At 64.4% G+C, this 23,568-nt stretch carries 22 protein-coding genes; 8 read left to right on the top strand and 14 right to left on the bottom strand.

The genetic code is table 11. From position 1 onward, the window contains the following. Positions 1-6: 6 nt before the first annotated feature. Together HBF25_RS13800 and HBF25_RS13795 are read right to left on the bottom strand one after the other, a co-directional pair. Positions 7-654 carry a DsbA family oxidoreductase gene (locus HBF25_RS13800; protein ID WP_166949340.1) on the bottom strand — a complete coding sequence of 216 codons (648 nt, stop codon included), beginning with the start codon at positions 652-654 and terminating at the stop codon, positions 7-9. Between the two features lie 80 nt (positions 655-734). After that, positions 735-1,235, bottom strand: a complete 501-nt coding sequence (locus HBF25_RS13795) for a winged helix-turn-helix transcriptional regulator (RefSeq protein WP_166949339.1) — start codon at positions 1,233-1,235, stop codon at positions 735-737. Between the two features lie 161 nt (positions 1,236-1,396). Between HBF25_RS13795 and HBF25_RS13790 the strand changes: the two genes are divergently transcribed. Then, positions 1,397-2,491 (top strand): NmrA family NAD(P)-binding protein, encoded by a 1,095-nt coding sequence (locus tag HBF25_RS13790; protein ID WP_166949337.1) that lies wholly within the window; start codon positions 1,397-1,399, stop codon positions 2,489-2,491. Positions 2,492-2,497: 6 nt separating this feature from the next. On the opposite strand, the gene HBF25_RS13785 is transcribed toward HBF25_RS13790, so the two are convergent. The 4 genes from HBF25_RS13785 to HBF25_RS13770 form a co-directional block, all read right to left on the bottom strand. Continuing rightward, positions 2,498-4,243, bottom strand: coding sequence for a sensor domain-containing diguanylate cyclase (locus tag HBF25_RS13785; RefSeq protein ID WP_425483493.1), 1,746 nt, complete (start codon positions 4,241-4,243; stop codon positions 2,498-2,500). A gap of 83 nt (positions 4,244-4,326) precedes the next feature. Beyond that, entirely contained in the window at positions 4,327-4,977 is a 651-nt protein-coding gene (locus HBF25_RS13780; protein WP_166949336.1) for an ATP-binding cassette domain-containing protein, read from the bottom strand. Continuing rightward, complete coding sequence (locus HBF25_RS13775) at positions 4,974-6,089, bottom strand: hypothetical protein (protein ID WP_166949334.1); 1,116 nt, start codon at positions 6,087-6,089, stop codon at positions 4,974-4,976. Before HBF25_RS13775 ends, HBF25_RS13780 begins: the two co-directional genes overlap by 4 nt. Before the next feature lie 149 nt (positions 6,090-6,238). Beyond that, complete coding sequence (locus HBF25_RS13770) at positions 6,239-7,447, bottom strand: MFS transporter (RefSeq protein ID WP_166949332.1); 1,209 nt, start codon at positions 7,445-7,447, stop codon at positions 6,239-6,241. 94 nt (positions 7,448-7,541) lie between these two features. Between HBF25_RS13770 and HBF25_RS13765 the strand changes: the two genes are divergently transcribed. After that, positions 7,542-8,111 carry a TetR/AcrR family transcriptional regulator gene (locus HBF25_RS13765; RefSeq protein ID WP_166949330.1) on the top strand — a complete coding sequence of 190 codons (570 nt, stop codon included), beginning with the start codon at positions 7,542-7,544 and terminating at the stop codon, positions 8,109-8,111. A 15-nt stretch (positions 8,112-8,126) separates the two neighbouring features. Here the strand turns inward: HBF25_RS13765 and HBF25_RS13760 are convergent, their stop codons facing one another. Further along, entirely contained in the window at positions 8,127-9,641 is a 1,515-nt protein-coding gene (locus tag HBF25_RS13760; protein WP_166949328.1) for a PAS domain-containing sensor histidine kinase, read from the bottom strand. A gap of 264 nt (positions 9,642-9,905) precedes the next feature. Next, entirely contained in the window at positions 9,906-10,823 is a 918-nt protein-coding gene (locus HBF25_RS13755) for a LysR family transcriptional regulator (protein WP_166949326.1), read from the bottom strand. 139 nt (positions 10,824-10,962) lie between these two features. Between HBF25_RS13755 and HBF25_RS13750 the strand changes: the two genes are divergently transcribed. The 3 genes from HBF25_RS13750 (at position 10,963) to HBF25_RS13740 (ending at position 12,985) form a co-directional block, all read left to right on the top strand. Next, complete coding sequence (locus HBF25_RS13750; RefSeq protein WP_166949324.1) at positions 10,963-11,532, top strand: lipocalin-like domain-containing protein; 570 nt, start codon at positions 10,963-10,965, stop codon at positions 11,530-11,532. 131 nt (positions 11,533-11,663) lie between these two features. Further along, the gene (gene ftsL, locus HBF25_RS13745; RefSeq protein ID WP_243853234.1) at positions 11,664-12,050 is read left to right on the top strand and encodes a cell division protein FtsL; all 387 of its coding nucleotides are present in this window, start codon (positions 11,664-11,666) and stop codon (positions 12,048-12,050) included. A gap of 188 nt (positions 12,051-12,238) precedes the next feature. Continuing rightward, positions 12,239-12,985, top strand: coding sequence for a siderophore-interacting protein (locus HBF25_RS13740; RefSeq protein WP_208392579.1), 747 nt, complete (start codon positions 12,239-12,241; stop codon positions 12,983-12,985). Here the strand turns inward: HBF25_RS13740 and HBF25_RS22560 are convergent. Continuing rightward, positions 12,952-14,316 carry a DUF418 domain-containing protein gene (locus HBF25_RS22560; RefSeq protein WP_166949322.1) on the bottom strand — a complete coding sequence of 455 codons (1,365 nt, stop codon included), beginning with the start codon at positions 14,314-14,316 and terminating at the stop codon, positions 12,952-12,954. The genes HBF25_RS13740 and HBF25_RS22560 overlap by 34 nt on opposite strands. A gap of 153 nt (positions 14,317-14,469) precedes the next feature. Beyond that, positions 14,470-15,387, bottom strand: coding sequence for a LysR family transcriptional regulator (locus HBF25_RS13730; protein WP_166949320.1), 918 nt, complete (start codon positions 15,385-15,387; stop codon positions 14,470-14,472). A 107-nt stretch (positions 15,388-15,494) separates the two neighbouring features. On the opposite strand from HBF25_RS13730, the gene HBF25_RS13725 reads away from it, so the two are divergent. Next, positions 15,495-16,205, top strand: a complete 711-nt coding sequence (locus HBF25_RS13725; protein ID WP_166949318.1) for an HAD hydrolase-like protein — start codon at positions 15,495-15,497, stop codon at positions 16,203-16,205. A gap of 14 nt (positions 16,206-16,219) precedes the next feature. Here HBF25_RS13725 and HBF25_RS13720 read toward each other — a convergent pair whose 3' ends face one another. After that, the gene (locus HBF25_RS13720; protein ID WP_243853233.1) at positions 16,220-17,533 is read right to left on the bottom strand and encodes a PQQ-dependent sugar dehydrogenase; all 1,314 of its coding nucleotides are present in this window, start codon (positions 17,531-17,533) and stop codon (positions 16,220-16,222) included. Beyond that, entirely contained in the window at positions 17,526-17,957 is a 432-nt protein-coding gene (locus HBF25_RS13715; protein ID WP_243853232.1) for a DUF2231 domain-containing protein, read from the bottom strand. The genes HBF25_RS13720 and HBF25_RS13715 overlap by 8 nt, the downstream gene beginning before the upstream one ends. 182 nt (positions 17,958-18,139) lie before the next feature. Here HBF25_RS13715 and HBF25_RS13710 point away from each other — a divergent pair, with 182 nt between their 5' ends. Next, entirely contained in the window at positions 18,140-20,242 is a 2,103-nt protein-coding gene (locus HBF25_RS13710; protein WP_166949316.1) for a TonB-dependent receptor, read from the top strand. Here HBF25_RS13710 and HBF25_RS13705 read toward each other — a convergent pair. Both HBF25_RS13705 and HBF25_RS13700 read right to left on the bottom strand, forming a co-directional pair. Beyond that, entirely contained in the window at positions 20,215-21,618 is a 1,404-nt protein-coding gene (locus HBF25_RS13705) for an ATP-binding protein (RefSeq protein ID WP_166949314.1), read from the bottom strand. The genes HBF25_RS13710 and HBF25_RS13705 overlap by 28 nt on opposite strands. A gap of 6 nt (positions 21,619-21,624) precedes the next feature. After that, a complete protein-coding gene (locus HBF25_RS13700) occupies positions 21,625-22,098 on the bottom strand; it encodes an Lrp/AsnC family transcriptional regulator (RefSeq protein WP_166949312.1) in 474 nt (157 codons plus the stop codon). Between the two features lie 154 nt (positions 22,099-22,252). On the opposite strand from HBF25_RS13700, the gene ald reads away from it, so the two are divergent. Then, on the top strand, positions 22,253-23,371 hold the full coding sequence (gene ald / locus HBF25_RS13695; RefSeq protein WP_166949310.1) for an alanine dehydrogenase: 1,119 nt from the start codon (positions 22,253-22,255) through the stop codon (positions 23,369-23,371). Positions 23,372-23,568: the final 197 nt, after the last annotated feature.

Genomic DNA, 23,568 nt, shown 5'->3' with positions numbered 1-23,568 from the left:
GCGGGTTCAGTCCTGCTGGGCGATATGGCGCAGCTGCCGCTCGAATTCCTCGGGTGGCTGGCCACCGGAAATCAGGTAACGATCATTGACGACCACGGCCGGCACGCTGTTGATGCCCATCTGCCGCCAGTGCAGTTCTTCCTTGCGCACGTCGTCGGCGTAACGGCCGCTATCGAGCACGTCACGCGCCGCCACGGGATCGAGCCCGGCCTTCTCGGCGGCAGCGACCAGACGATCACGGTCGCCCGGATCGGCCTGCTCGGTGAAGTTCAACGCGAGCAACTGGCGCTTGAGTTCATGCTGCCGGCCCTCGACCTTCGCCCATGCGAGCAGGCGATGTCCGTCGAACGTGTTGTAGATGCGACTGTCGTCGGAGGTGTTCATGGTGAAGCCGACATCCGCCGCACGCGCCTTGATGCGTTCGCGATTGTTCCGCGCCTCGTCGGCGGAGATGCCGTACTTGCGCACGATATGCTCCAGCGTGTTCTCGCCACCGGCCGCCATATCCGGATTCAGCTCAAACGGATGAAAGGCGATCTCGGGTTCCACCACGTCCTGGAGACGTGTCAGGGCCTCTTCGAGACCACCCAGGCCGATGGCGCACCAGGGGCAGGCGATGTCGGAGACGAAGTCGATCTTGAGCTTGCGGGGCATGGCGTGGGTACCTGGATTCGTCGGAATCCATGCTAGATCGTAGCGATCACCTGTAAATCCAAGCCCCGGGCCTGGCGGCCCTATTTGCTGGCTTCTGCTTTGCGCGACAGCCTCCAGCGCATGAGCTCGTCGGCGCCCGGGCCTTCCTGCATGGCGATCTCCGCCGCATCCAGTGCCTTCCCCGAGTCAGCGTCCACGAAGCCCCAGGTCACCGGGACGCCGCTCTGCCGGTTCACGAACTGAAGCGGCGATGCCGGGGCACCGGAGACGCCCAGCGCATCGCCGAGCTGCGCCAGCACCGGCATGAGGGGGGCAATCTTCCGGCCCCGTTCCGTCAGGAAGTATTCGAAACGCTCGGGCGCCGTCTGGTAGGGGCGGCGCCCGATCAGGCCGGCGGCCTCCAGCTGTTTCAGGCGATCGCTCAACGTGGTGTTGGTTACGCCGGACGAGCGGCGGAAGTCGTCGTAGCGGCTCAGCCCGAAGACCAGGTCGCGCAGGATCAGCAGACCCCAGCGGTCGCCGATGGCCGCCATGACACCTGCTATGGGGCAGACCATGCCTTCGAAACCCTTGGATCGCATCGCCTCTCCTGCCAGATGGCCGGCGGTGGCCGGTACTTATGACTCCCATGATAGGAGTGACGCGCTCGTATCGCCATATCGAGCACGCACGGGCACTTGCACACCTGCTCCAGCCAGGATTATCGTAACTCTTATTATTGGAGTAATACCGGAGCCGCACCATGTCCACCCTCTCCCCCTCTCGGGTTTTCGTCATCGGTGGCACCGGTGCCCAGGGCCTGCCTGTGATCCGTGCCCTCGTCGCTGACGGCCGCTACACGGTGCGCGCCCTGAGTCGCGATCCCGATTCAAGACGCGCGAAGGAACTGCTGGCACTGGGCAACGTGTCGATCCTCAAGGGTACGTTCGCGGACGAAGCGGTGCTGCGCGAGGGCTTTCGCCATTGCGACGTGGCCTTCGTGAACATCGACGGTTTCAATGCCGGCGAGAAGAACGAGATGTACTGGGCCATCCGCAGTTACGAAATCGCGCTCGAAGAAGGGGTTCGCTTCTTGGTGTATGGCAACCTGGACTATGGCCTGAAAAAGGCGGGTTACGACTCCCGCTTCCGCACGGGCCACTACGACGGCAAGGGTCGTATCGGGGAATGGATTCTGTTCCAGAACCAGGTGAACCGCGATCGCATGGGCGCGGCGGTGTTCACCACGGGTCCCTACATGGAAATGGCCATCTGGCCCATGACGCCGATGAGCCCCGCGCTGGAAGACGGCGTGCTGACCTGGCGGGTGCCTTTGGGCGAGGGCGCCGTTCCGCACGTGGCCCTGGAAGACTGCGGTCATTACGCACGCTGGCTTTTCGATCATCCCGAACGCGCCAACGGCATGAACCTTGAAGTGGCCATCGAACAGGTGGCTTACGCACAGCTGGCGGCCGCGTTCGAGAAGGTCACCGGGCATCCTGCACGCTACATCGATACGGACCTGGAAACCTACTGGAACGGCCCACTGAGGGCTTCCGCCGGGCGACCTGCCGGCTATAACGCCGATCCCACTGACAAGAGCACCATGAGTTTCCGCGACAACTTCACCGGGTTCTGGAACCTGTGGAAGCACCAGGTCATCACCCGCGACTACGCCTTGCTCGACGAGATTCATCCCGGCCGCATCAAAACCGTGGAGCAATGGTTGCGCAGACAGGACGAACAAGGCCGTCAGCTCGGCAAGGGCAGCCTGTGGGAGCGCATGCAGCCGGAAAACATGCAGCGCACCGCGCCCTTGCTCAAGCTCGTTGAAGATCGCGGACAGGGTGCGCTGTAGGGTTGCTCAACCGCGTGGCCGCCGCCGGATGGTCCGTTCGGTATACAGCGCTTCATCGGCCCGGGCGATGACGGTATCCACCGCGTCGCCCGGCTGCGCAATAGCGCTGCCAACGCTCAGCCCGATACCTGCATCCTGTTGTCCGGCAGTGATTCGTGCGGCGACACCCCGCACCCTCGTCGGATCGTGGATGACCACGAGAAACTCGTCACCGCCCATGCGCACCACCACGTCTTCAGGATGGCAGCAGCGCTCCAGGTAGCGTGTCACCGACACGAGGATCTCATCGCCACGCTGGTGACCCTGCGTGTCGTTGACCTGCTTGAAGTGGTCAAGGTCAACCACGACACAGCCCCAGCCGACGCTCTCGGCGGCCTTTCGTTCCAGTGTCGCCAGATAACGCCGGTTCTGAGCCTGGGTCAGCGGATCGCGCGTGGACCAGTCCAGCAACATGCGCTGGTAGCGATGCTGCTCCGTCACATCCTGGGCATGCCCCAGCACGTAGGGACCGTCGGCGTCTTCGCTCAGGATGTTCTGGTAGCGCCAGTAACGCAGCTGTCCATCCGCGCCCACCAGTTCGAGCACGCCTACGGCGATGCGCTCTTCCCTCACTCGCTTGAGATAGATAGGCAGCTCGGCCCTGCGCCGGGTCGGCATGAATTCGCCGAGATTGCGTCCGAGGATGGTCGACAACTCGAAGCCCAGCGAGGTGGCCGCCGCAGGATTCACCGCGAGAAGAAAGCCATCCAGGTCGTGCGTGCAGATCAGCCCGAGTGAATACTGGAAAAGCTGGCGGAAACGCCGCTCGCTGGATTCCAGCGCCTCGACCGCACGATGCCGCTCGCTCACATCCTGGAAGGCGCCGGCCAGTCGCGCGGGCTCGCCGTTTTCCATCTCCACTTCGCCGACCGTGCGCACCCATATGCGCTTGCCGGTCGCGCTGCGGAAAGGTACTTCGAGGTCATAGGGAATGCCTTCGTTGACCGCACGATCCACCGCGGCAAGGATCTGCGCCCTGCCCTCCGGCTCGTAGAACGACAACGCTTCGTCCAGCGTAGGCTCATAGCCCTCGGGCAAACCGTGAATGCGCCGCACCTGGTCCGACCAGCGGATGCGCTGCCTGCAAAGGTCCAGTTCCCAGCCGCCCACGCCCGCGATACGACCCGTGCGTTGCAGGAACTGCTGGCTCTCGCGCAACTCTTCGCCCAGCTGGGTTGCCACGCTGGCCAGGCGCGTGGCCTCTTCCGCATCCGCGCGATGGGCATCCTGCGACTGGAGCATCGTGAGGCGCTGCCGCAGCATCACGGAAGCTGCCCTTGCCAGATGCGACAGGGCCGACCGCTGGTCGGGCGCCAGCTCGTGGGGATGCCGGTCGATGACGCACAGCGCACCCAGCGTGGCACCCTCCAGGCCCACCACGGGAAAGCCTGCGTAGGAGCGAATGTGGGGCGTGCCGCGCACCAGCGGATTGTCCGAGAAACGACGGTCGGCCAGCGCATCGGGGACTTCGAGCGGCGTACCCGTGGAGACGACCGCCTCGCAGAACGCATAGGCGCGCGGTGTTTCGCTGACGCCTTCCAGGCCGACATTGGCCTTGAACCACTGCCGGGTCTCGTCCAGCAGGGTCAGAAGTGAAATAGGGGTTTCGGCAAGCGCCGCGGCCGCCGACACGATGGCGTCGAAGGCCTCTTCCTGGGGCGTATCCAGCACGCGCATGGCGTGCAGCTGCGCCAGCCGGTCGGACTCGTTCACGCACCCTCCGCCATCCAGTGAGTTCGCAGGGCGAGCTTACTCCAAACACCTGGCGCATTACTTGCCGATTTACCCTCGTCCCGTCATGAAACGGCAAGCGTGGTATGCGGTATCTGGCCCAGAATCCACCGCGAGGCTTCGAGTACTGCCTGCGAAGGCAGCTGATGGCAGGTCAGGAGGATCGTCTGCATTTGCGCCGCGTCGTGCAGCCATCCAAGCACCTCTTCGGCCGCCGCCGCGTCGAGGCCGTTGAAGGGCTCGTCCAGCAGGATCACCCCTGGCGACAGGAGAAAGGCAGCCAGCAGGAAGAATTTCCTGCGTGTACCGAGCGAAGCCTCGCCAAACCGCGTATCGAGATGCTCGCGCAAGCCCAGCCGCCCTACCATGTCATCGAAGCAGCGTTTCTCGGATATCACCGAACGCCGATGCGTTCGCAGCACGAAATCCACGAAAGCCCGGCCGGTCACAAACGGATAGAACGTGGGCTCGTCGGGCACGTAGGCCAATGAACGGCGTGCTTTCTCACCGTCGTGGGCCAGGTCATGACCATCTATCGCGATACGTCCCGTATAAGGCACATGCCCTGCCATGGCGCCAAGCAGGCTCGACTTTCCCGTGCCGTTGGCCCCCTGGATCAGATGGCAGCCAACAGGAAAGACATGGCTGAGCCCGTCGAAGACGACCTTGCCACGGAAGGCGATACCGAGTCGGTCGATCCGAAGTGATTCGTTCATGCCAAACCCATTCTTCCGGCTATCTCCACGATGCCCCACACAACGAGGATACCGGCCCCAAGAGACACTGCCACGGCATCCCCCGGACTCTTCAGGTGAAGCAGGTACTGCATCGCCGACAGTGCACCTGCCAGCAGGGCGATCGCCACGATCATCCATACCCGGGGCCAGGCGAACACGCCGAGCGCACACGAGAGGGTGACGGCTGGCCATTCCACGGCGACGACGATTGCAAGAGCCTGTCGTGCAGCGTGGACGGGCAGTGCCGAGAGGGCCACGGCGTAGGCATCACGTGATTTGCGGATATGGGAATACCCCATGCCGAACACGCTCGTCGCGACCACGCAGAAACCACCAAGCAGTCCGATTTGCCAGATGCCGTCACCGTTGCTGCGCCACAAGAAAAACGCCGTCACCAGCGCAAGCGATCCAACCAGAACACACGTCGAACGGTACGATCCATGCGCATAGTTCAGCAGAATGCGCGCGTAGAGACCGATCCACCCAAAGCCCGCTGGTCGCAGGCCGTATCGGGCAAGTCGATAGTCCGCGGTGGACCATGGACGCTGCTGCGGAAGAAGATGAAGCACCAAAAGCGCACCGACCAGCGCCGATAAAGCGACGCCAGTGTGATGTATGCCCACGGCGGTCCCGGACAGCGCGACCGCAACGGCGCACCACAAGGGACGCCGCCGCGTCCATGCCAGTTGAGCGGCCAGGAACGTCGCGATCAACGCGACAAGAAGCGCACCCTTGAACAAGGCATCCTGTAACGCCCCGGACAACAGGTACGCTACGATGAGAAACAGATAGAAAGGTGCCGATGCTGCACCCAGGACAAGAAGATCGCGACGCAAGACCGCCCCACGAGACAGGGGCAGGCTGGCAAGAAAAGGCATTGCAGGTGAAAACGCAAGCGCATCACGCTGCAACGCGGCCCAGCCCGCCGATACGAGGGCAAGTCCCACCGCCGTGAGCAGGGCTGCCTTGCCGCCTGGCGCATCGAAAAGCGCGACCATGGGCATCACGAAAGCCGCCAGGCTCGGTAGCGCCAGCAACAGCGCCGCCACGATGGCCTGCTTGTGACGCATCATCCGGCGCCGGATATCCATCCGGTACCACGTCATCGACATCGCGGTGAGTACCTCGCCTGCCGGCGGCGAAGGCTTGCCTGAATCGTTTTCCATGGGCTGTCCTGCAAACGCTTCCTGTCGGTCCACCCGATTCTAGGGAGCGCTCGCAGGAACGCAACGCCCGCGGCTCAGCCTCCGACAGGCATGGGCGAAGGCGCGCGAACATGGTGGGCGCGGGAGACGATCCAGCCCACCGCAGCCAGCGCGAGCACGAGGATGATCGCGGCGTAGATATCGATGGCCAGGAGCAGGCCATAGTGTTGCGCGACGCACCCTATCGCGATGGTCGGCACGCTTAGCGCCAGGTAGCTTTCAATGTAGAACACCGCCATGAGCCGCGTGCGGTCGCTCGCTTCCGCCAGGGGCAGCACGGCGCGCACCGAACCGAGGAACGAAGCACCAAACCCGCCGCCGCCGATGATCGAACCCACCACCAGCCACAGGCCCGAACCAAAACGCGTAGCCACCAGGATCATCACCAGGCCAACGATCAACAGCGATGCGCCGGACAGTAGCGCCCTGTAGGCGGTCACGCGCATGGCGGCCAGCACGGCCATGGACCCGGTGAACGTCAGGGCCGACACGGTAAGACCACCAAGCCAGGGCGACGTGGAATGCGTGGTCTGCGCGACCAGCGACGGCATCAGCGACAGGTAGAAACCACCCAGCATCCATACCGCCACGTTGAGCGGCGTCACGGCGAGCAGTGCGCCGCGTGCATGCGGCGGCACGGCAACGCTCGGGCGAAGACTGGCCAGCGCTCCGGGGCGTCCGCCGGAGGTTTCCGGCGTGGTCCAGGTCATCACGAAGCCGATGGCGAACAGCAGGCCCAGCACGATGAACACCGTATGCAGTGGCGACGGCGCCAGCACCACCAGCGACGTGCTGCCCAGGGCGCCCACCGCAAGGCCGATGAGCGGCGCGATGCTGTTGACGGTGGCGCCGTGCTCACGGTCAATGTCGAGCATCGCCGCGCCGATGGCCGCCGTGGCAAGACCCGTCGCGATACCCTGGACCAGTCGGGCCACCACCAGCCATGCGGGGCCATCGGCCAGCAGGAAAGACAGCAGCGACAGCATTTCCAGTCCGATGGCCAGGGCGATCACGGGACGCCGGCCCAGGTGATCGGACAGGCGTCCGGCAAACAGCAGCGTGAGCAGCAGGGCAAAGGCATACACGGCAAAGATCGTCGTGAGCAGGGTCGGGCTGAAATGCCACTGGGCCTGGTACAGCCGATACAAAGGCGTAGGCGCTCCCGATGCCGCAAGGAAGGCGATCAGTGTGGCCGAATGGATCGCGAGAGACCGGCGCGAAGCCGGTATGGCAGGGGTGCTCATGGGGATAGCCAGTAAAAGCTAAGAATGTGCGTTAGCCTACTCCGAATTTCCATTAACGCAAATACTTTGCTTTAGCTGGTGATACAATGCGCCCATGAGCACCACACCCCAGCCCCAGCTGCGCCCCGGCGGCCGCAGCGCCCGCGTCCAGGCGGCAGTCCACCAGGCCGTCCGCGACCTTCAGCAGGACGAGGCATCGCGTGACACCCTCACCGTCCCTGCCATCGCGTCCCGTGCGGGTGTCACGCCGTCGACCATCTACCGGCGCTGGGGCGACCTGGCCCAGCTTCTCGCCGATGTTGCCGTAGAGCAGTTGCGCCCCGAGACGTCCCCGGGCGACACGGGGTCCTACCGGGGCGACCTGGAAGCCTGGCTGGAGCAATACCTCGACGAGATGACCTCCGAGCCCGGCCGGAAACTGCTGCGCGACGTGCTGTCCACGGGCATCGCGGTCAATGCCTGCAAATGTGCGGAATTCAACGCGCAGCAGATCGACATCATTGCCGCGCGCGCCCGCGAACGTGGCGAGGCTGTCGCGCCCACGCTGGATGTGATCGAGCACGTCATCTCGCCCCTGCTCTACCGCATCCTGTTTACGAGCGAGACGCCCGTTCCCGGCGATGTGCACCGCTGGGTGGATGACGTGCTCCGTCGCGCAGGTTGAACTGCGCGGCGGGATTCAGTCCCCGCCGATGCGTCCAAGCACCGACGCAAGATGTGCGCGGTCAAACGGTTTGTTGAGCCGCAGCAGGTTATCGAATCCGGTCACGGGTACTTCGGCATAGGCGGTCGCAAGGATGATCGGCAATGCCGGGCGAAGCCTGCGCACTTCGGCCGCCAGCTCGCTGCCGGTCATATGTGGCATCGCGTAATCCGTCATCAGTACATCGCAAGCGTCACCGGACCTCAGCACGTCCAGGGCCTGCGTCGCGGAAGCCACCGTGGTCACGGTATGACCGAGATCTTCCAGCAGGGCGGCCAGGGTGGTCAGCACGAGGGGATCGTCATCGACGGCCAGTACATGCAACGACATAGCGGCGGCTGCCACGGGCAGCGTCAGGGGCGCTTCCGCGACCGCCGCCACGTCGCGCTCATCCGCTACCGGCAGCCACAGATCGGCGCGCGTGCCTTCACCAGGCCGGCTGTGCAGGACCAGCCGGCCCTGCGACTGGGCCGCCAGGCCATGCACCATCGACAGCCCCAGGCCCGTACCCTTGCCGACGCCCTTGGTGGTGAAAAACGGATCGGTAGCCCGCGCGAGCGTTTCCGCGTCCATGCCCTGCCCCTGGTCGATCACCGATACGCGCACATAGCGCCGGTCGCCCGCCAGCGGCAGTTCGCTTCGCAATGACTCGACCATGTCGGCTTCGATGGTGATACGCCCTCCCTGATCGCCATACGCATCACGAGCGTTGACGATGAGGTTGAGCAACGCCAGTTCCAGCTGGTGCGGATCGACAAGCATCGGACCAAGCGTCGGCGATATGCGGACGGCAAGCTGGAAGCGTTCGCCCAGTGTATGGTCGAACAGTCGCGACATGCCTCGCATCAGCCCGGCAAGATCGACCTTCTGCGGCCGCAGCTCCTGCCGCCGTGCAAAGGCCAGCATGCGCTGGGTGAGGCTGGCCCCCCGTTGCACGCCAGCCAGCGCCGCGGCGTAGATAGCCTGGGTGCGCTCGTCATCCGGAAGACGGCGGCCGAGCAGGTCCAGCGCACTCTGGATTGCCATCAGCAGGTTATTGAAATCGTGTGCGACACCACCGGTAAGCTGGCCCATCGCTTCCATCTTCTGGGCCTGGAACAGCGCCATCCTGGCCTCTTCCAGCTCAAGTGCCGCGGTGCGCTGCTCGGTGACGTCGCGGGTGACTTTGGCAAAACCGATCAGGTGCCCGTCCGCGTCCTGGATACGATCGATGATGACGTGGGCCCAGAACCGGGTGCCATCCTTGCGCACGCGCCAGCCTTCGGCCTCGACACGACCGTAGAGCACGGCCTTTTGCAGATTGCGTTCGGGCTCCCCGGCGTCCTGGTCTTCAGGGGTATAGAAACGACGGTAATGGCTGCCGATGATTTCGGCGGGCATATAGCCCTTGATCCGCTGCGCCCCCGAGTTCCAGCTCGCCACATGCCCTGAGGGGTCGATCATGTAGATCGCATAGTCCGCCACACCCTCGACGAGGATGCGAAACTGCATGTCGCTACCCGAGAGATGACCTGGGAGCGTGCCTGGAACGGGCGTTCCCTCGCTTCCCTCGGCAGGCGGCGTGGCATGTGAGTCTGTCATACGGCCTGAAGCCCTCCGTGCCCCCTGGCACACTCCTGGTCCGCGGATGATGACACGCCCGCAGCGGACGAAGGATAACGCGACAGCAGATGACACCCCGACTGGCCATCGTCGTGTGAAATCGCGCCCTCCAGGAACCTGCGTTCTCCCATGCCACAGGCGATGGCCGCCCTGTCAGCGGGCCGCCGGATACCCTTTCGCGTGGCCCGCCGGCAACCGCTTCGCCATGTCGGCGTGCAGGAAATCCACGAAGCGACGCACGCGCGGCGGCTGGAATACGTTGGGATGATAAAGCGCATGAATGGGCGCAGGCGCGGACCACGTCGGTGCGTTGACCAGCACGAGCCGTCCTTCGTCGACATCCTTCGCCACCGCCCACAACTGCCGGTACGCGAAACCCTTGCCAAGCACGGCCCAGGTGCGCACCACCTCGCTGTCCGTGCTCTGGTGATACCGGCGCACCTGCACCACGGTATCGCCCAGCCGCCACTGGTCGCGCGGCCCCGCATTCGTGGTGATGACCAGCGTTGGCATATCCACGAGTTCATCCGGCGACGATGGCATGCCATGGGCTGCGATACACGCAGGCGACGCGCAGACCACGCGCCAGCTGTCCGCGAGATGTCGCGCCACCATCTCGCCGCTTTCCAGCTTGCCGACGCGAATGGCGACATCGACTTCATCAGGCACGAAACGCGACAGTGAATCCGACAACGTCAGTGCGATACGCACGTCCGGATGCAGTGTCATGAATTGATCGAGGATGTGCACGAGCAGGTTGCGGCCCAGATCCGAAGGAGCCGACACACGGAGCGTGCCACTGACCCGCTCCGTGCCATGGCGTACGGCCTGCTCGGCCTCCTTCATCGTATCGATCGCCTGGCGGCACGAGGCGATGTAGAGACGCCCTTCGTCCGTCAGGCGTAGCTGCCGTGTCGTTCGCTCGAACAGTCGCGCCCCCAGCGAGGCTTCGATCCGCTGCACGCAGGCGCTCGCGGCGGCCGGCGACAAACCGGCCCGACGCCCGGCGGCCGACAGGCTGCCCAGGTCGGCGGCGTCCACGAGCAGTTGCATATCGTTGAGACGGTGCATGACCCCTCTTCCGGGGTGGCATACCCCTGCGCGGATCATCTTCAAGGAATACTTGAAGGTCAATACAGGGCCAGACCCATTATCAAAAGAACCTGCGGGCAAGACGATACGGCCACCCACCACGCATCGAGGTATCGCCATGTCCCGCCCGACCCTTCCCCTGCTGGCGACCCTGCTCGCCCTTATGCTTGCCCCATCGCTCGCCATGGCCGCCAGCCCCATGACGGGATCCACGATGCCCATGGGGCCCAAGCCCATGCCCATGCCCATGCTGCCGAAGGAGCTGGTGGGCGCATGGACGCTGGTACGTTGCGACAACGTCTATCCCGACGGTCGCCGCGTCGAACTCTACGGCCCGAATCCTGAAGGCATGTGGCTGATCGATGCCCAGGGCGATTACATGATGCAGATCGTGCGTGCCAGTCGCACGCCGTTCGCGGCCAACGACAAATCCAAGGGCACGCCGGAGGAATACCGCGCCGCCTCGCTCGACAGCAATGCCCATTTCGGCCATGTCAGCGCCAATGCCGCCACCATGGTCATGCACAGCCAGATCGTGCGCGCGTCGTATCCCAACTGGGACGGCAAGGGCGGTGATACCACCTATACCCTCAAGGGTGACGAACTGACCTATACGGTGGCCAAGCCATCCAGCGGTGCCGCGGAAGGCGCGCACGGCGAGGTCGTCTGGCGTCGCGTGCATTCCTGATGATTGCGCGGAAAGGGCGCACTTGAAGCGCCCTTTCCGGTGATGACACGCAACACCGTGCCCGCAGAACGCCAGCAAAACCGCAGGTCAGGCGCAGGTGCAGCCACCAGCATCGGGAGGTCCCCCGCTACATGCGCGCCCACGCGCGCCACCTGCCCATGTCCGATCCGTGGAAAACCGTCGCACGACGCTCGACTGTCGTCGTGCTCGTGCTGTTGTTGCTGGCCGATGTTGCCGAAAGTATCCGCGTCGTGTGGTACAGGCACCAGGCCCGCACGCTCTCCATGCAGCTCAATCGCCTGCGATCGGACCGCGACGCATTGCAATACGAGTACGGACGCCTGCTGCTTGAACAGGCGACCTACGCCGATCCACACGTCGTCGAGGCGCGCGCCACCGAAGAACTCGGCATGCGGCCACTCCCGGTACTGCGCCTCATCCGCGGGCAGCCCCGGACACCCAACTGGCCCATCATGATCGAGCGCGCCAGGCAGACGCCGGCTCAAGAACCCCTGTAGGAGCGCGCCTTGCGCGCGACCGGTCGAAGACTTGTGCCGCCCGGCTACACCGGTCGCGCGCAAGGCGCGCTCCTACAGGGTTTTGCAACATTTGGCCCAAACGCGAAATTATTTGGCCGCTTATCGCAACCGCTTTTCCCCGTGCATGCGTAGGCTGCCCTATATCGGCATCCTCGAAGGCACCACCCATGCGCGAACCCACACACGCCACCCCGGCTCCCCGGGTCGGCAGGCTCGAAGCCGCGTTCCAGAAAATGTTCACGCGCAATGCGCGCGTGCTGGAAATCGAACCCGTCGGCGATCGCTTCCGCCTGATCACCCTCGGCGGCGAAGCCCTGAAACAGGTGAACTGGACACCCGGCGACAAGCTGCAGCTCATGCTCGGCAGCTGGATACAGCGAACCTTCACGCCCATCGAGTGGGACGTGATACGCGGCCGCACACGCATCCTCGCCTACCTGCACGGCGCAGGCCCGGGTGCCACCTGGGCACGCGAAACCCGGATCGGCGATGACTGCGTGCTCTTCGGTCCCCGGCGCTCCATCGACCTGCGCACGGTCGAGTCACCGAGCCTGCTCTTCGGCGACGAAACCAGCCTCGGCCTCGCATACGCGTTCATGGGGCTCCGGACCACACTGGCCCATCCTTCCGTCATCCTGGAAATGACGCCCTCAGATGACCTGCCACAGATCATGCAGGCCCTGGGGCTGGAGCATGTCGACATCCACCTGCGCTGCCCCGACGATGCGCACCTTCCCGCCGCGGAAGCCCGGGCAATGCATCGCCTCAAGACCCAGCCCGGGCAGTCGTTCGTGCTGACGGGAAAATCCACTTCCATCCAGTACATGCGACGCGCACTGCGTGGCGAAGGCATCCCGGCGGGACGCTTCCACAACAAGGCTTACTGGGCACCCGGCAAGACAGGGCTGGACTGACCTGCACGCAGCAGCGGCTGCCATGTCCAGTAGGTCAGCGAACGCCAGAGCCATTCAACCGGACCAAACGCGAAGTGGCGCAGCCACAGGCGGCTGAACACCAGGTTGAACGCCCACACCAGGGCCACTGCGTAGAAGTACTGGTAATACTCCAGCGTGCCGTAAAGCTTCCACGGCCCCCAGCTGAAGACGAAAGAGCACAGCAGGCTGGTGAACAGATAGTTGGTGATCGCCATGCGGCCCACGGCGGCCAGCGAGCGGAGCAAGGGCGCCATCCGCCCCGTGCGGACAAGCAGGATCAGCAGTGACGCATTGGCCAGCGTCGCGCTGATCTGCAGGATCGTATAGGGGCAGTACAGTGCCTCCAGCAGCGCCGTCGTGGAAAGGTCATGCGCGAAGACGTACCAGAGGCCGCCAAGGCTCAGCGGAAGCGCAACGGCGTAGCCTGCGAGCGCCACCCGGCCGTAGACGCGAGAAGGCAGCGCGCCGGAGAGGAACCCCACGCGGAACAAGCCCATGCCGAAAATCATGCAGCCGATGTATTCAAGCATCAGGCCTCCCGTCCACTGCTTCCAGTAGAACGCGAGATAGCCCTGGGCGTTGGCGGCAACGGCGTCCAGATAGCCCTTGCGCCCGTCGTGCAGTGCTTCGTCCAGGGCCGGGGCGTCGGCGCTGCACGCCTTGCTCTCGTCGATCAATGCGCTGCGCTGCGCCTCGGTGAGGGCGGCACCGGAGGCCGCCGTTTCACGTGCCTGCGTGAGGAATGCCTGCTGGGCAAGCGTGGATGGAATCTCCATGAACCCGCTCACACCCACCGTACCGCCGATCAACCATAGCGCGAAGCCGCCGATGAGCAGGCGCTTCGGTGGCACGGCGCGCAGCGGATACAGCACAAGCAAGGCGATCACCGCGTAAGTGAGCAGGATATCGCCATTCCAGATCAGCAGGCCGTGGATGAGGCCGAATAGCACAAGCCACATGTTGCGCCGATGGAAGATGTCCGCAGCCCGCGCCGCCCCTGCCCGATGCTCGATGCGCTCCAGCAGAAGGATGGTGCTTGCGCCGAACAGCAGGCCGAACAGGGCGCGCATCTTGCCCTCAAGGAAGGTCCACTTCACGGCAAGGATGATCTTGTCGAGCATCGCGTGCCAGCCGACGAAAGCGGGGTGCGCAAGGCCCAGCGGAAAATCGTGGAAGGCTCCTTCCGGACCGGCGAAATCGTCGATGTTCATCAACAGGATGCCGAGCAAGGCGATACCACGCAGGATATCGATCATGCCAATACGGTCGCGCAGGGCGACCGGAGCCGAGGAAGAAGACGTACCGTTCACCACTGCATCGCCATGGATTGTTTATGGACGTCTATTTGGACACAGGACCCAGGTCCGGGCTTTGCCGATCCACGCGATTTGCCGCACTTGCATGCATTTTCGAAGATTGCACAGGATATTTCGCGAAGGGCATGACACCGTGCCAGGCATGGCTTATCTTCGACCCGACCGTTCCGGCAGCGGATAGACGATGGAAAGTGCCTGCGTATCGCGAATCTGCGCGATAAACCGGCTCACCGCCGCCGATCGTTCATGGCGCCGGAACACCGCGGCCACCGTGGATGACACCGGCTTGCCGGCCAGCGCCTTGAATCGCACGCCAGGCAGGCTCACGACATCCTTCAGCACGCTGGGCACGATGGCAACGCCCGCACCCAGGGAGACCTCGGTCAGCACGGCGACGAGGCTGCCCGGCGCCTTGCCGATGCGCGGCGTGAATCGCCCACGCCTGCCGATTTCATGGGTACCCAGGGCCTGCTCGGGGCCGATGAAGGTCTCGCCGGCCAGCGCCTTGGCGCGTATCGGGCTCGATGCACCGGCAAGCACATGAGCCGAAGGCAGTGCCGCGCAAAAGACGTCGTTCAGCAGCACATGCGAAGCAAGCGACGCAGGCAGGCTCATGGGCAACCTGACGAATGCGACGTCGATGCCCCCTTCTTCCAGTAAACCGGGAAGGTCGTCCATGGGACGTTCCGCCGCGACGATAGCCACCTCCGGCGACGCATCGCGAAAGCGCTGCACCTGCGATTGCAACACGCCTGCGAAAGCCGCCGAGCCCACGTAACCGATTTCGATGCGGCCCACTTCGCCTCGCCCTGCCCGCAACCCGACGCTGCGCGCCCGCTCGAACTGCGCAACGGTGAGGCGTGCTTCTTCAAGAAAGGCCTCTCCGGCGGGGGTCAACGACACGCCACTGCGCGAACGCAGGAACAGCCGGGCATGCAGGTCGCGCTCCAGCTCCTGGATTTGCACCGTAAGCGTGGGCGCAGCGATATCCAGCCGCTCGGCAGCACGTGCGAAGTGGAGTTCTTCCGCAGCGGCGATGAAGTATCTCAGGTGTCGTAATTCCATGGCCGCACTCCATTAGTCCATGGCTAATGTAAACCTCAAGAGGGTGCAATGAAACCGAATGCCGGCAGCGCTTGAATGGAGGCATTCCAGAGCCCCGAGCACATCCCATGACATCGCCCCGCTTCACTCCGCCTGATACCGTCCAGGCCTTCATCCTGGATACCGACCGCGTGGCCGTATTCGACCTGGACGGAACGCTTGTCGATTCCGTCGAAGGCATGACGCTGGCCGTGAATCGCCTGCTGCGCAGCCTGCGCGCGCCGCCCCTGGTGTGTCGCGAGGTAGCCGCCTTCCTGGGCCATGGCCTGGAAATGCTCGCCCGCCGCGCATGCCGTTTTCGCGGCGTGCAACCCTCCGACGACGATATCCGCCATTTCATCCACGATTACGGCCTCGATCCGCTCACGGGTACCCGACTGTATCCGGGCGTTGCCACCACGCTCGCCACCCTGGCGCAGGAAGGCTGGCGCCTGGCCGTGTGCACCAACAAGGCCGAAGACGCTGCCCTGAGCATTCTAGGCGGCCTGGAAGTGCTGGGATATTTCGACGTGGTCTGCGGGGGCGACACGATCGCCTGGCCAAAGCCTGACCCACGCCATATCGAACAGACGCTGCGCCTTGGCGGACTGGGAGGATTGCCCGCCGCCATGATCGGCGACAACGCCGTGGACGTGGCGGCGGCGACGGGCTATGGCATTCCCTGCCTGTTCGCCTCATGGGGTTACGGGCAGGCGCCTTCCTCGCAGCCAGCCTCTTCGATCGCCCGCTCGTTCACGGATATTCCCGCCATGCTGGAACGACGGGTGCCCTGCCGGTAAGGACGCTCCGTCAATCAAGGCGACGCCGCAGTAACCCGCCAGATCGTGTTGCCGACATCATCGGCGATGAGCAAGCCGCCCTGCTTGTCCTGCGCCATGCCTACAGGAGCGCCGTGAAGCAGTTTTTCGTCCGCCGAGACGAAACCCGTGACGACCGGTTGCATCCTGCCGACCGGCTTGCCGTCCTGGAAGGCAACATAGACCACCGCATAGCCGCTCAGCGGCGAACGGTTCCAGCTGCCGTGTTCGGCAATGAAGGCACCACCTCGATAAGCCTCCGGCAGGTTGTCGCCCTGATAGAAGAACAGGCCCAGCGGCGCCACATGCGACGTCAGCGCATAGTCCGGCTTGATGGCCCGGGCAACGAGGTCGGGGCGCTGGGGTTTCACCCGACGATCTTCGTGCTGGCCGAAGTAGCTATAGGGCCAGCCGTAGAAGCCTCCCTCCTGCACCGCTGTCATGTAATCGGGCACGAGGTCGGCGCCGATCTCGTCCCGTTCGTTGACGATGGCCCACAGCTTGCCCGTCTTCGGCTCCCATTGCAGGCCCGTGGGATTGCGCAGGCCCGAGGCGTACACGCGGCTGGCACCGGATGCCACATCGACTTCCAGCACCGCAGCGCGCCGGTATTCCACTGCCAGGCCGTTCTCGCCGATGTTGCTGTTGGAACCGACGCCCACGTACAGTTTCGTGCCATCCGGGCTCGCCAGCAGCGACTTGGTCCAGTGATGGTTGATGGTGTCGGGCAGGTCGGTGAATTCGCTACCGGGATCGGTGATGCGGGTGTCCCCCTCCACGTAGCGGTATTTCATGATGTTGCCGGTGTTGGCTACATACAGCGTATTGCCGATCAGCTGCACCCCGAAAGGCGAATCGAGGTGTTCGAGGAAGGGATGCTTCTCCCACTGCCCGTCGCCCGATCGGCGCAGCAGGGTGATCCGGTTGCCGCCCTTTCCGCCCTTGCCCGAATCCGACTTCACGAGCGCGCCGATGAGCTGCTTCGGTGTGGTGGTAGGCTCGGTGCCCGGGCCATTGGATTCGACCACCAGTACGTCGCCATTGGGCAAGGTATACAGTTGCCGCGGATGCATGAGGCCCGAGGCGATCTTCTCGATTTTCAGGCCCTGCGCCACGGTGGGTGCCTCGCCGTCTTTCCAGCCCACGCCCTTGGGCACCTGCATGGGAGGCAGCAGAAAATCCTGCGCCGCGGGCAGCTTCGGATCGGCGCCCATCTGCTCCGAGGGATCGATCGCACTGCGGTGTCCGCAGCCCGAGGCGAACACCGCCATGACAAGCACCGCTACGCCGTAACGTCGGGCGTTATGCATGGGGAACCTCCTTTCGCGATGACTTGCGTACCGTCTCGGTGATGGCCGCCGCGAACAGCAATGCCACGGTCACCGCGGAAAGCCACACGTTCTGAGGTGCCGCGGCATAGGCATCGCGGGTGTGCACCAGCGCATTCACTACTGCCGCCACGATGGCGAACAAGTTGAGCCAGAACGCGGCCCTGCTGCCATATCGCGATGGCCCCCATGTCTGCACCAGGTTGATCAGCCTCGGCACGATCGCGAAGAACAAGCCGAGGGTGATGAGCCATGCGGCGGCCTTGACCCAGAGGATCTCCGCCGTCGATGCATACGTGGCATCGAAGATCAGCGCCATCACGAAGGCGCCATAGGGCACCGGGTCGAGCAGGTCGAAGATCGCGGTGGCGATCACGGATCGTTGCGGCGTCGAGCGGGATGTCATGGATCGTCCTCATCATGAATCCGGGAAAGGGCCCCTGTCGCGAGTTTAGCGACACGATGACTGGATCATGGGTGCATGCACGGCAACGTGACGATGACGCCATTTCATCGGTATGACTTACGGCCTGCTGCACGCCTTGAATGTTATGTTATAACAATAACACCCGAGTCAGTTGGTGACCCATGAAGCGATCCCTTTTGTCGGCGGCCCTCCTGCTGGGCCTGGCCGGACGGGCGGGTGCGGCCGATGTGACGGATGACGCCACGCCGCAGACCACCCGCCTGTCCGAAATCCACGTGGCGGCCAGCCGCACCGCCCGTAATGACTACGCGCCCGAACTGGGCAGCAGCAGCTATACGCTGGACAGGACAACGATCGACGCCCTGCCCCTGGGCGACAGCACGCCGGTGAACCAGGTGCTCCTGCGTGCCCCCGGCGTGGTGCAGGACTCCTACGGACAGCTGCATATCCGTGGCGACCACGCCAATATCCAGTACCGCATCAATGGCGTGCTGCTGCCCACCAGTATCGGCGGCTTCGGCCAGAGCCTCGATACGCATATCGTCGAGTCGATGCAGTTGCTCACGGGCGCACTGCCGGCGCAATACGGCTACCGCACGGCTGGCGTGGTCGAGATCACCACGCGCAGTGGCGAGCACCTGGACAACGGCGGCAGTGCCGGCGTCACGGCGGGATCGTTCGGCACCTGGAACCCCAACCTGTCGCTGCATGGGCACGAGGGCGGCTGGAGTTACTTCTTTTCGGCCAGTTACCTGCAGAACGACATCGGGATCGAGAACCCCACGTCCAGCCGCAAGCCGGTGCATGACCACAGCAACCAGCGCAATGCCTTCGGCCTGTTGTCCTATGCCATCGACCCGCATATGCACCTGGACATCATGGCGGGCGTGACGAACAACCGCTTCGACATTCCCGACAACCCGCTGGCGAAGCCAGCGTTCGATTATCTCGGGCGCACGACATTCGATGCGTCCACGCTGAACGAGCGCCAGCGCGAGATAACCCGGTTCGGCGTGCTGGCCCTGCACGGCAGGATCGACGAAACCGATTACCAGGTAGCGCTGTCGCAGCGCTACAGCGGCGTGGACTTCCACCCCGACGACATCGGCGACCTCATGTTCAACGGCATCGCGTCGCGGGTACGACGCGGCAGTCGCGCGACCGGGCTACAGGCCGATTTTTCCACGTCACTGGGGGATACCCACACGCTCAGCTATGGCATGTACTTCAACCGGGAGAAAGCCACCAGCGATAACGATTCACTGGTGTTTCCCGCAGGTCCCGACGGGCACCAGAGCTCCGGCATACCTGTCGGCGTCCGTGATGACCAGCGCATCGTGGGGCACCAGTACACGGCCTATGTGCAGGATTCCTGGACGCCGTTCGAGAAGCTTACCGTCAACATCGGCGCACGCGCGGACCGCAACAAGGCCTACCTCGACGAAGGCCAGGTCAGTCCCCGCGCTTCGATGTCCTACCGTTTCGATGACGACACGACCGCGCACATTGCCTACGCACGCTACTTTACGCCTGCCCCCACCGAGCTGGTGGCGCCTGCCAACCTGCATCTGTACGACGACACCACCAACCAGTTATCCAGCACCATCGACAGCCGCGTGAAAGCCGAACGCTCGGACTACTACGATATCGGCGTGCAACATCGATTCACCCCGGCACTTACGGTGGGACTGGATGCCTATCATCGCGAAGCGAAACACCTTCAGGATGAAGGGCAGTTCGGAGCGGCACTTATCTACCTGCCCTTCAACTATGCAAAGGGCCGCATCCGGGGCGTGGAACTGAGCGTCAACTACGACAGCGGCCCGTGGTCGGCCTTCTTCAACCTCGCACAGCAGCGCACCAAGGCCCGGCAACTGACCTCGGGGCAGTACAACTTCCAGCCGGACGACCTGGCCTACATCGCCACACACTGGGTACACCTGGACCACGAGCAGCGACTGACCTCGTCCGGCGGCGTTTCCTATGCGTTCGCGCCGGACTGGAAGCTCGCCGCCGACTACCTCTTCGGCAGCGGTCTGCGGCGCGATGGCAACGGCGTGCCTAACGGTGCACACATGCCGGGCTATTTCCAGCTCAACGCCAGCCTGTCGCATCACTTCGGCGTGCACTGGGACGCGCGGCTGGCCGTGATCAATGCACTGGACCGGGGCTACCAGCTTCGCGATGGCACGGGCATTGGCGTCGGCGCTCCACAGTTCGGTCCGCGCCGCGGCTACTACGCCAGCCTGGAACGTTCGTTCTGAAGGGCCGGGGGGAGGCGCGTCCTTACCAGTAACCCACTACCCCAGGGCGCGTCTTCCAGGCTCACGCGCGCGTGGTGCAGTTGTGCCACGCGCTGCACGATGGAAAGCCCCACCCCGAAGCCATCGCCAAGGCCGCTGGCCTCGCGATGGAAGCGTGCAAACACGGCGTCGCGGCGGTCCGGAGGAATGCCCGGGCCGTTGTCCATGACATCCAGCACGACGTCGGCATCGTCATGCGCTGCACTGATGCGTACCGTGCCGCCACGCGGTACGTGTCGGGATGCGTTTTCCAGCAGGTTGCGGATCATCGCCGACAGGGCGGCATCGTGGCCATCCACCCATAACGGGCTGTCTGGCAGCACCGTCTCGAGATGAAAAGCACCGGTATCCACCGTGGGTGCCCATTCGCCGAGTACGTTGCGCACCACCGCCGAAAGGTCCAGCCGCTCCTGCGGCATCGAGGCGGCATCTTCCAGGCGCGCCAGTATGAGCAGCTGATCGGTACGCCGTGCAAGCAGACGCAGGCTGGCGATGGCATCCGGCAACGCAATGGCTGAATACTCGGCCGAGGCCGCCGCCGAGGCACTGTCGAGATTGATCATGGTCGCTGCCAGTGGCGTGCGCAGCTCGTGCGCCACGTCGGCGCTGAAACGTCGTTCGCGTTCCAGCGCACCTTCGATGCGCCCGATCTGGGCGTTCAGCGAATCGACGATGGGTTGGATTTCAGGTGCGGTCTCCGGCAACGCCACGATCTCGCGCGAGCCGGGCTCACGCGCCACCAGCAGACGCGTAAGCACATCAAGTGGACGCAGCCCGCGCCGAATCGCCCAGCGCAGGGCAAGCAGCAACAAGGGCAGCGTAATCAGGATGGGCAACGTACGCTCCAGGGCCACGGCATTCATGATGTCGCGCCGGGAATCGTGACGCTCCGCCACGCTGACGATGACTTCAAGCACGGGATCGATGCGTGTATACACATGCCAGCGTCGCCGCCGCACCATCACGGAGTGGATGCGGTCGTCCTGCGGCAGGCTCGCCGGCAGCTCGAGCAGGTTATCCGTGGTGAGCAGCACATGCCCATGCATGTCGGTGATGCGATAGCCCACTTCCGTTTCGAACGGCGACACCATGCCTTTTTCCGTGGCAATCGCCGGTGCTGCCGACGCCTGCTCCAGCACGCCGCTCACGCCCGTCCGGCGCAGCAGGGCATCCAGGGTAAGCGCGGTCTCGCGCAGGCGCAGGTCGGACAGTTCGTTGGCCTTCGCGATCGTGCGGTACGCCGCCAGGCCGCCCATGGGCAACAGCACCGCCATCACCACCCACGCCACGCCCCGGAAAAGGCGACGTTCGATACCTGCGGGTGAGGTGGATTCCATGCGGCGTCAGACCGGCAGCGAGGTGGTCTTCTTTACCGTACGCAAGGCCAGCGTCGACTGCACGCGGACCACGCCCGGCAACTGGGTGAGGATCTCCGTATGGATGCGCTCGAAGTCGGCCGCATCGGCATACACCACCCGCACCATATAGTCGGCCGCACCGGCCAGCAGGCAGCACTCGGTGACCTCGGGGTGCCGCTGGATGGCCGACTCGAAAGCATCCAGCGCCGCGCGCCCTTGCTGGTCGAGGGTGACCAGCACGAAGGCGGTGCCGGGCAGGCCCGCTTCCTTTTCGTCCACCAGCATCACGTAGCGTGCGATCAGCCCGCGATCTTCCAGCAGCTTGACCCGGCGCAGGCAGGCCGAGGGCGACAGGTTGATCTGGGCGGCCAGCTCCAGGTTGGTCAGCCGGCCGTCGTCCTGGAGCAGGCGGAGAATGGCCCGGTCGCGGTCATCGAGGATTGGATCGTGGCTTGGCATGAAATTTCAGCAACCCGGGATTTTTTCGCCAGAGATTCGAAGATGCATCATAAAGCATCGGCAAATCGGCGACCTATTGCACGAAGCTTCAATCATACTTCGCCGCCAGCCCCCTTCCCCCGGGGCAGTCCAACCTCAGCTAGAGAGAATCGCCATGCGCATCGGTGTGCCGAAAGAAATCAAGAACCACGAGTACCGCGTGGGCCTCATCCCCTCGTCCGTGCAGGAACTCGTGCATCACGGCCACCAGGTGCTGGTGCAGGCCAGCGCCGGTATCGGCGCAGGCATCACCGATGAAGACTACAAGGCCGCCGGCGCCACCATCGTCGAGGGCGCCGACCAGGTCTTCGCCGAAGCCGACATGATCGTGAAGGTGAAGGAGCCCCTGGCCGTCGAACGCAAGAAGCTGCGCAAGGGCCAGATCCTGTTCACCTACCTGCACCTGGCCCCGGACCTGGAGCAGACGAAGGACCTGATCGACTCGGGCGCCGTCTGCATCGCCTATGAAACCGTCACCTCGCCGAACGGCTCGCTGCCGCTGCTGACCCCGATGTCCGAGGTCGCCGGCCGTCTCGCCCCGCAGGTGGGTGCGCATTCGCTCGAGAAGGCCCAGGGTGGCCGCGGCGTACTGCTGGGTGGCGTCCCGGGCGTGCCGGCTGCCGAAGTCGTGATCCTGGGTGGCGGCGTGTCCGGCACCCACGCGGCCACCATCGCCGTGGGCATGGGCGCCAAGGTCACCGTGGTAGACCGCTCGGCTGACGCGCTGAAGCGCCTCGCCACGCAGTTCGGCACCTCGATCTCCACCGTGTTCTCCACGCGCTCGGCCATCGAAGAGCTGGTGCGTCGTGCCGACCTGCTGATCGGCACCGTGCTGGTCCCGGGTGCCGCCGCGCCGAAGCTCGTCACCCATGACATGGTGCGCACCATGAAGCCGGGTTCGGTCATCGTCGACGTTGCCATCGACCAGGGCGGCTGCGTGGAAACCTCGCACGCCACCACCCATGCCGACCCGACCTACGTCGTCGACGGCGTGGTGCACTACTGCGTGGCCAACATGCCGGGCGCCGTCGCCCGCACGTCCACCTTCGCGCTGAACAACGTGACCCTGCCCTACACCCTCGCCCTGGCCAACCACGGCTGGAAGAAGGCGCTGGCCCAGGACGGTCACCTGCGCAACGGCCTGAACGTCTGCGAGGGCCAGGTCACCTGCGAACCGGTCGCCCAGGCACACAACCTGCCGTACGTGAAGGCCGAGAGCTTCCTCGCGCAGTAAGCCGCAACACCATCGCCCGGGCGCAATGCCCGGGCGATGCCAACATGCCGAAACATCCAGCATAACGACCATCGTGACCATCCCTCACGTCGTTCCTGCGAAAGCAGGAACCCAGGGCGGTACGATCGGTTTTAGCGAGAGGGCGCCTGCACACGAGCCGATGAGACATGCTCGTGTTGACTGGCGAACCGGGGCGC

It is taken from the genome of Luteibacter anthropi (assembly GCF_011759365.1).
Taxonomy (GTDB): Bacteria; Pseudomonadota; Gammaproteobacteria; order Xanthomonadales; family Rhodanobacteraceae; genus Luteibacter; species Luteibacter anthropi.
This window is presented reverse-complemented; position numbering and strand designations above follow the sequence as displayed.

Bases quoted from the DNA above. Each gene is read 5' to 3' on its own strand.
- HBF25_RS13800 (WP_166949340.1), bottom strand. From the start codon at position 654: ATGCCCCGCAAGCTCAAGATCGACTTCGTCTCCGACATCGCCTGCCCC.
- HBF25_RS13795 (WP_166949339.1), bottom strand. From the start codon at position 1,235: ATGCGATCCAAGGGTTTCGAAGGCATGGTCTGCCCCATAGCAGGTGTC.
- HBF25_RS13790 (WP_166949337.1), top strand. From the start codon at position 1,397: ATGTCCACCCTCTCCCCCTCTCGGGTTTTCGTCATCGGTGGCACCGGT.
- HBF25_RS13780 (WP_166949336.1), bottom strand. From the start codon at position 4,977: ATGAACGAATCACTTCGGATCGACCGACTCGGTATCGCCTTCCGTGGC.
- HBF25_RS13775 (WP_166949334.1), bottom strand. From the start codon at position 6,089: ATGGATATCCGGCGCCGGATGATGCGTCACAAGCAGGCCATCGTGGCG.
- HBF25_RS13770 (WP_166949332.1), bottom strand. From the start codon at position 7,447: ATGAGCACCCCTGCCATACCGGCTTCGCGCCGGTCTCTCGCGATCCAT.
- HBF25_RS13765 (WP_166949330.1), top strand. From the start codon at position 7,542: ATGAGCACCACACCCCAGCCCCAGCTGCGCCCCGGCGGCCGCAGCGCC.
- HBF25_RS13760 (WP_166949328.1), bottom strand. From the start codon at position 9,641: ATGCAGTTTCGCATCCTCGTCGAGGGTGTGGCGGACTATGCGATCTAC.
- HBF25_RS13755 (WP_166949326.1), bottom strand. From the start codon at position 10,823: ATGCACCGTCTCAACGATATGCAACTGCTCGTGGACGCCGCCGACCTG.
- HBF25_RS13750 (WP_166949324.1), top strand. From the start codon at position 10,963: ATGTCCCGCCCGACCCTTCCCCTGCTGGCGACCCTGCTCGCCCTTATG.
- ftsL (WP_243853234.1), top strand. From the start codon at position 11,664: ATGCGCGCCCACGCGCGCCACCTGCCCATGTCCGATCCGTGGAAAACC.
- HBF25_RS13740 (WP_208392579.1), top strand. From the start codon at position 12,239: ATGCGCGAACCCACACACGCCACCCCGGCTCCCCGGGTCGGCAGGCTC.
- HBF25_RS13730 (WP_166949320.1), bottom strand. From the start codon at position 15,387: ATGGAATTACGACACCTGAGATACTTCATCGCCGCTGCGGAAGAACTC.
- HBF25_RS13725 (WP_166949318.1), top strand. From the start codon at position 15,495: ATGACATCGCCCCGCTTCACTCCGCCTGATACCGTCCAGGCCTTCATC.
- HBF25_RS13720 (WP_243853233.1), bottom strand. From the start codon at position 17,533: ATGCATAACGCCCGACGTTACGGCGTAGCGGTGCTTGTCATGGCGGTG.
- HBF25_RS13715 (WP_243853232.1), bottom strand. From the start codon at position 17,957: ATGACATCCCGCTCGACGCCGCAACGATCCGTGATCGCCACCGCGATC.
- HBF25_RS13710 (WP_166949316.1), top strand. From the start codon at position 18,140: ATGAAGCGATCCCTTTTGTCGGCGGCCCTCCTGCTGGGCCTGGCCGGA.
- HBF25_RS13705 (WP_166949314.1), bottom strand. From the start codon at position 21,618: ATGGAATCCACCTCACCCGCAGGTATCGAACGTCGCCTTTTCCGGGGC.
- HBF25_RS13700 (WP_166949312.1), bottom strand. From the start codon at position 22,098: ATGCCAAGCCACGATCCAATCCTCGATGACCGCGACCGGGCCATTCTC.
- ald (WP_166949310.1), top strand. From the start codon at position 22,253: ATGCGCATCGGTGTGCCGAAAGAAATCAAGAACCACGAGTACCGCGTG.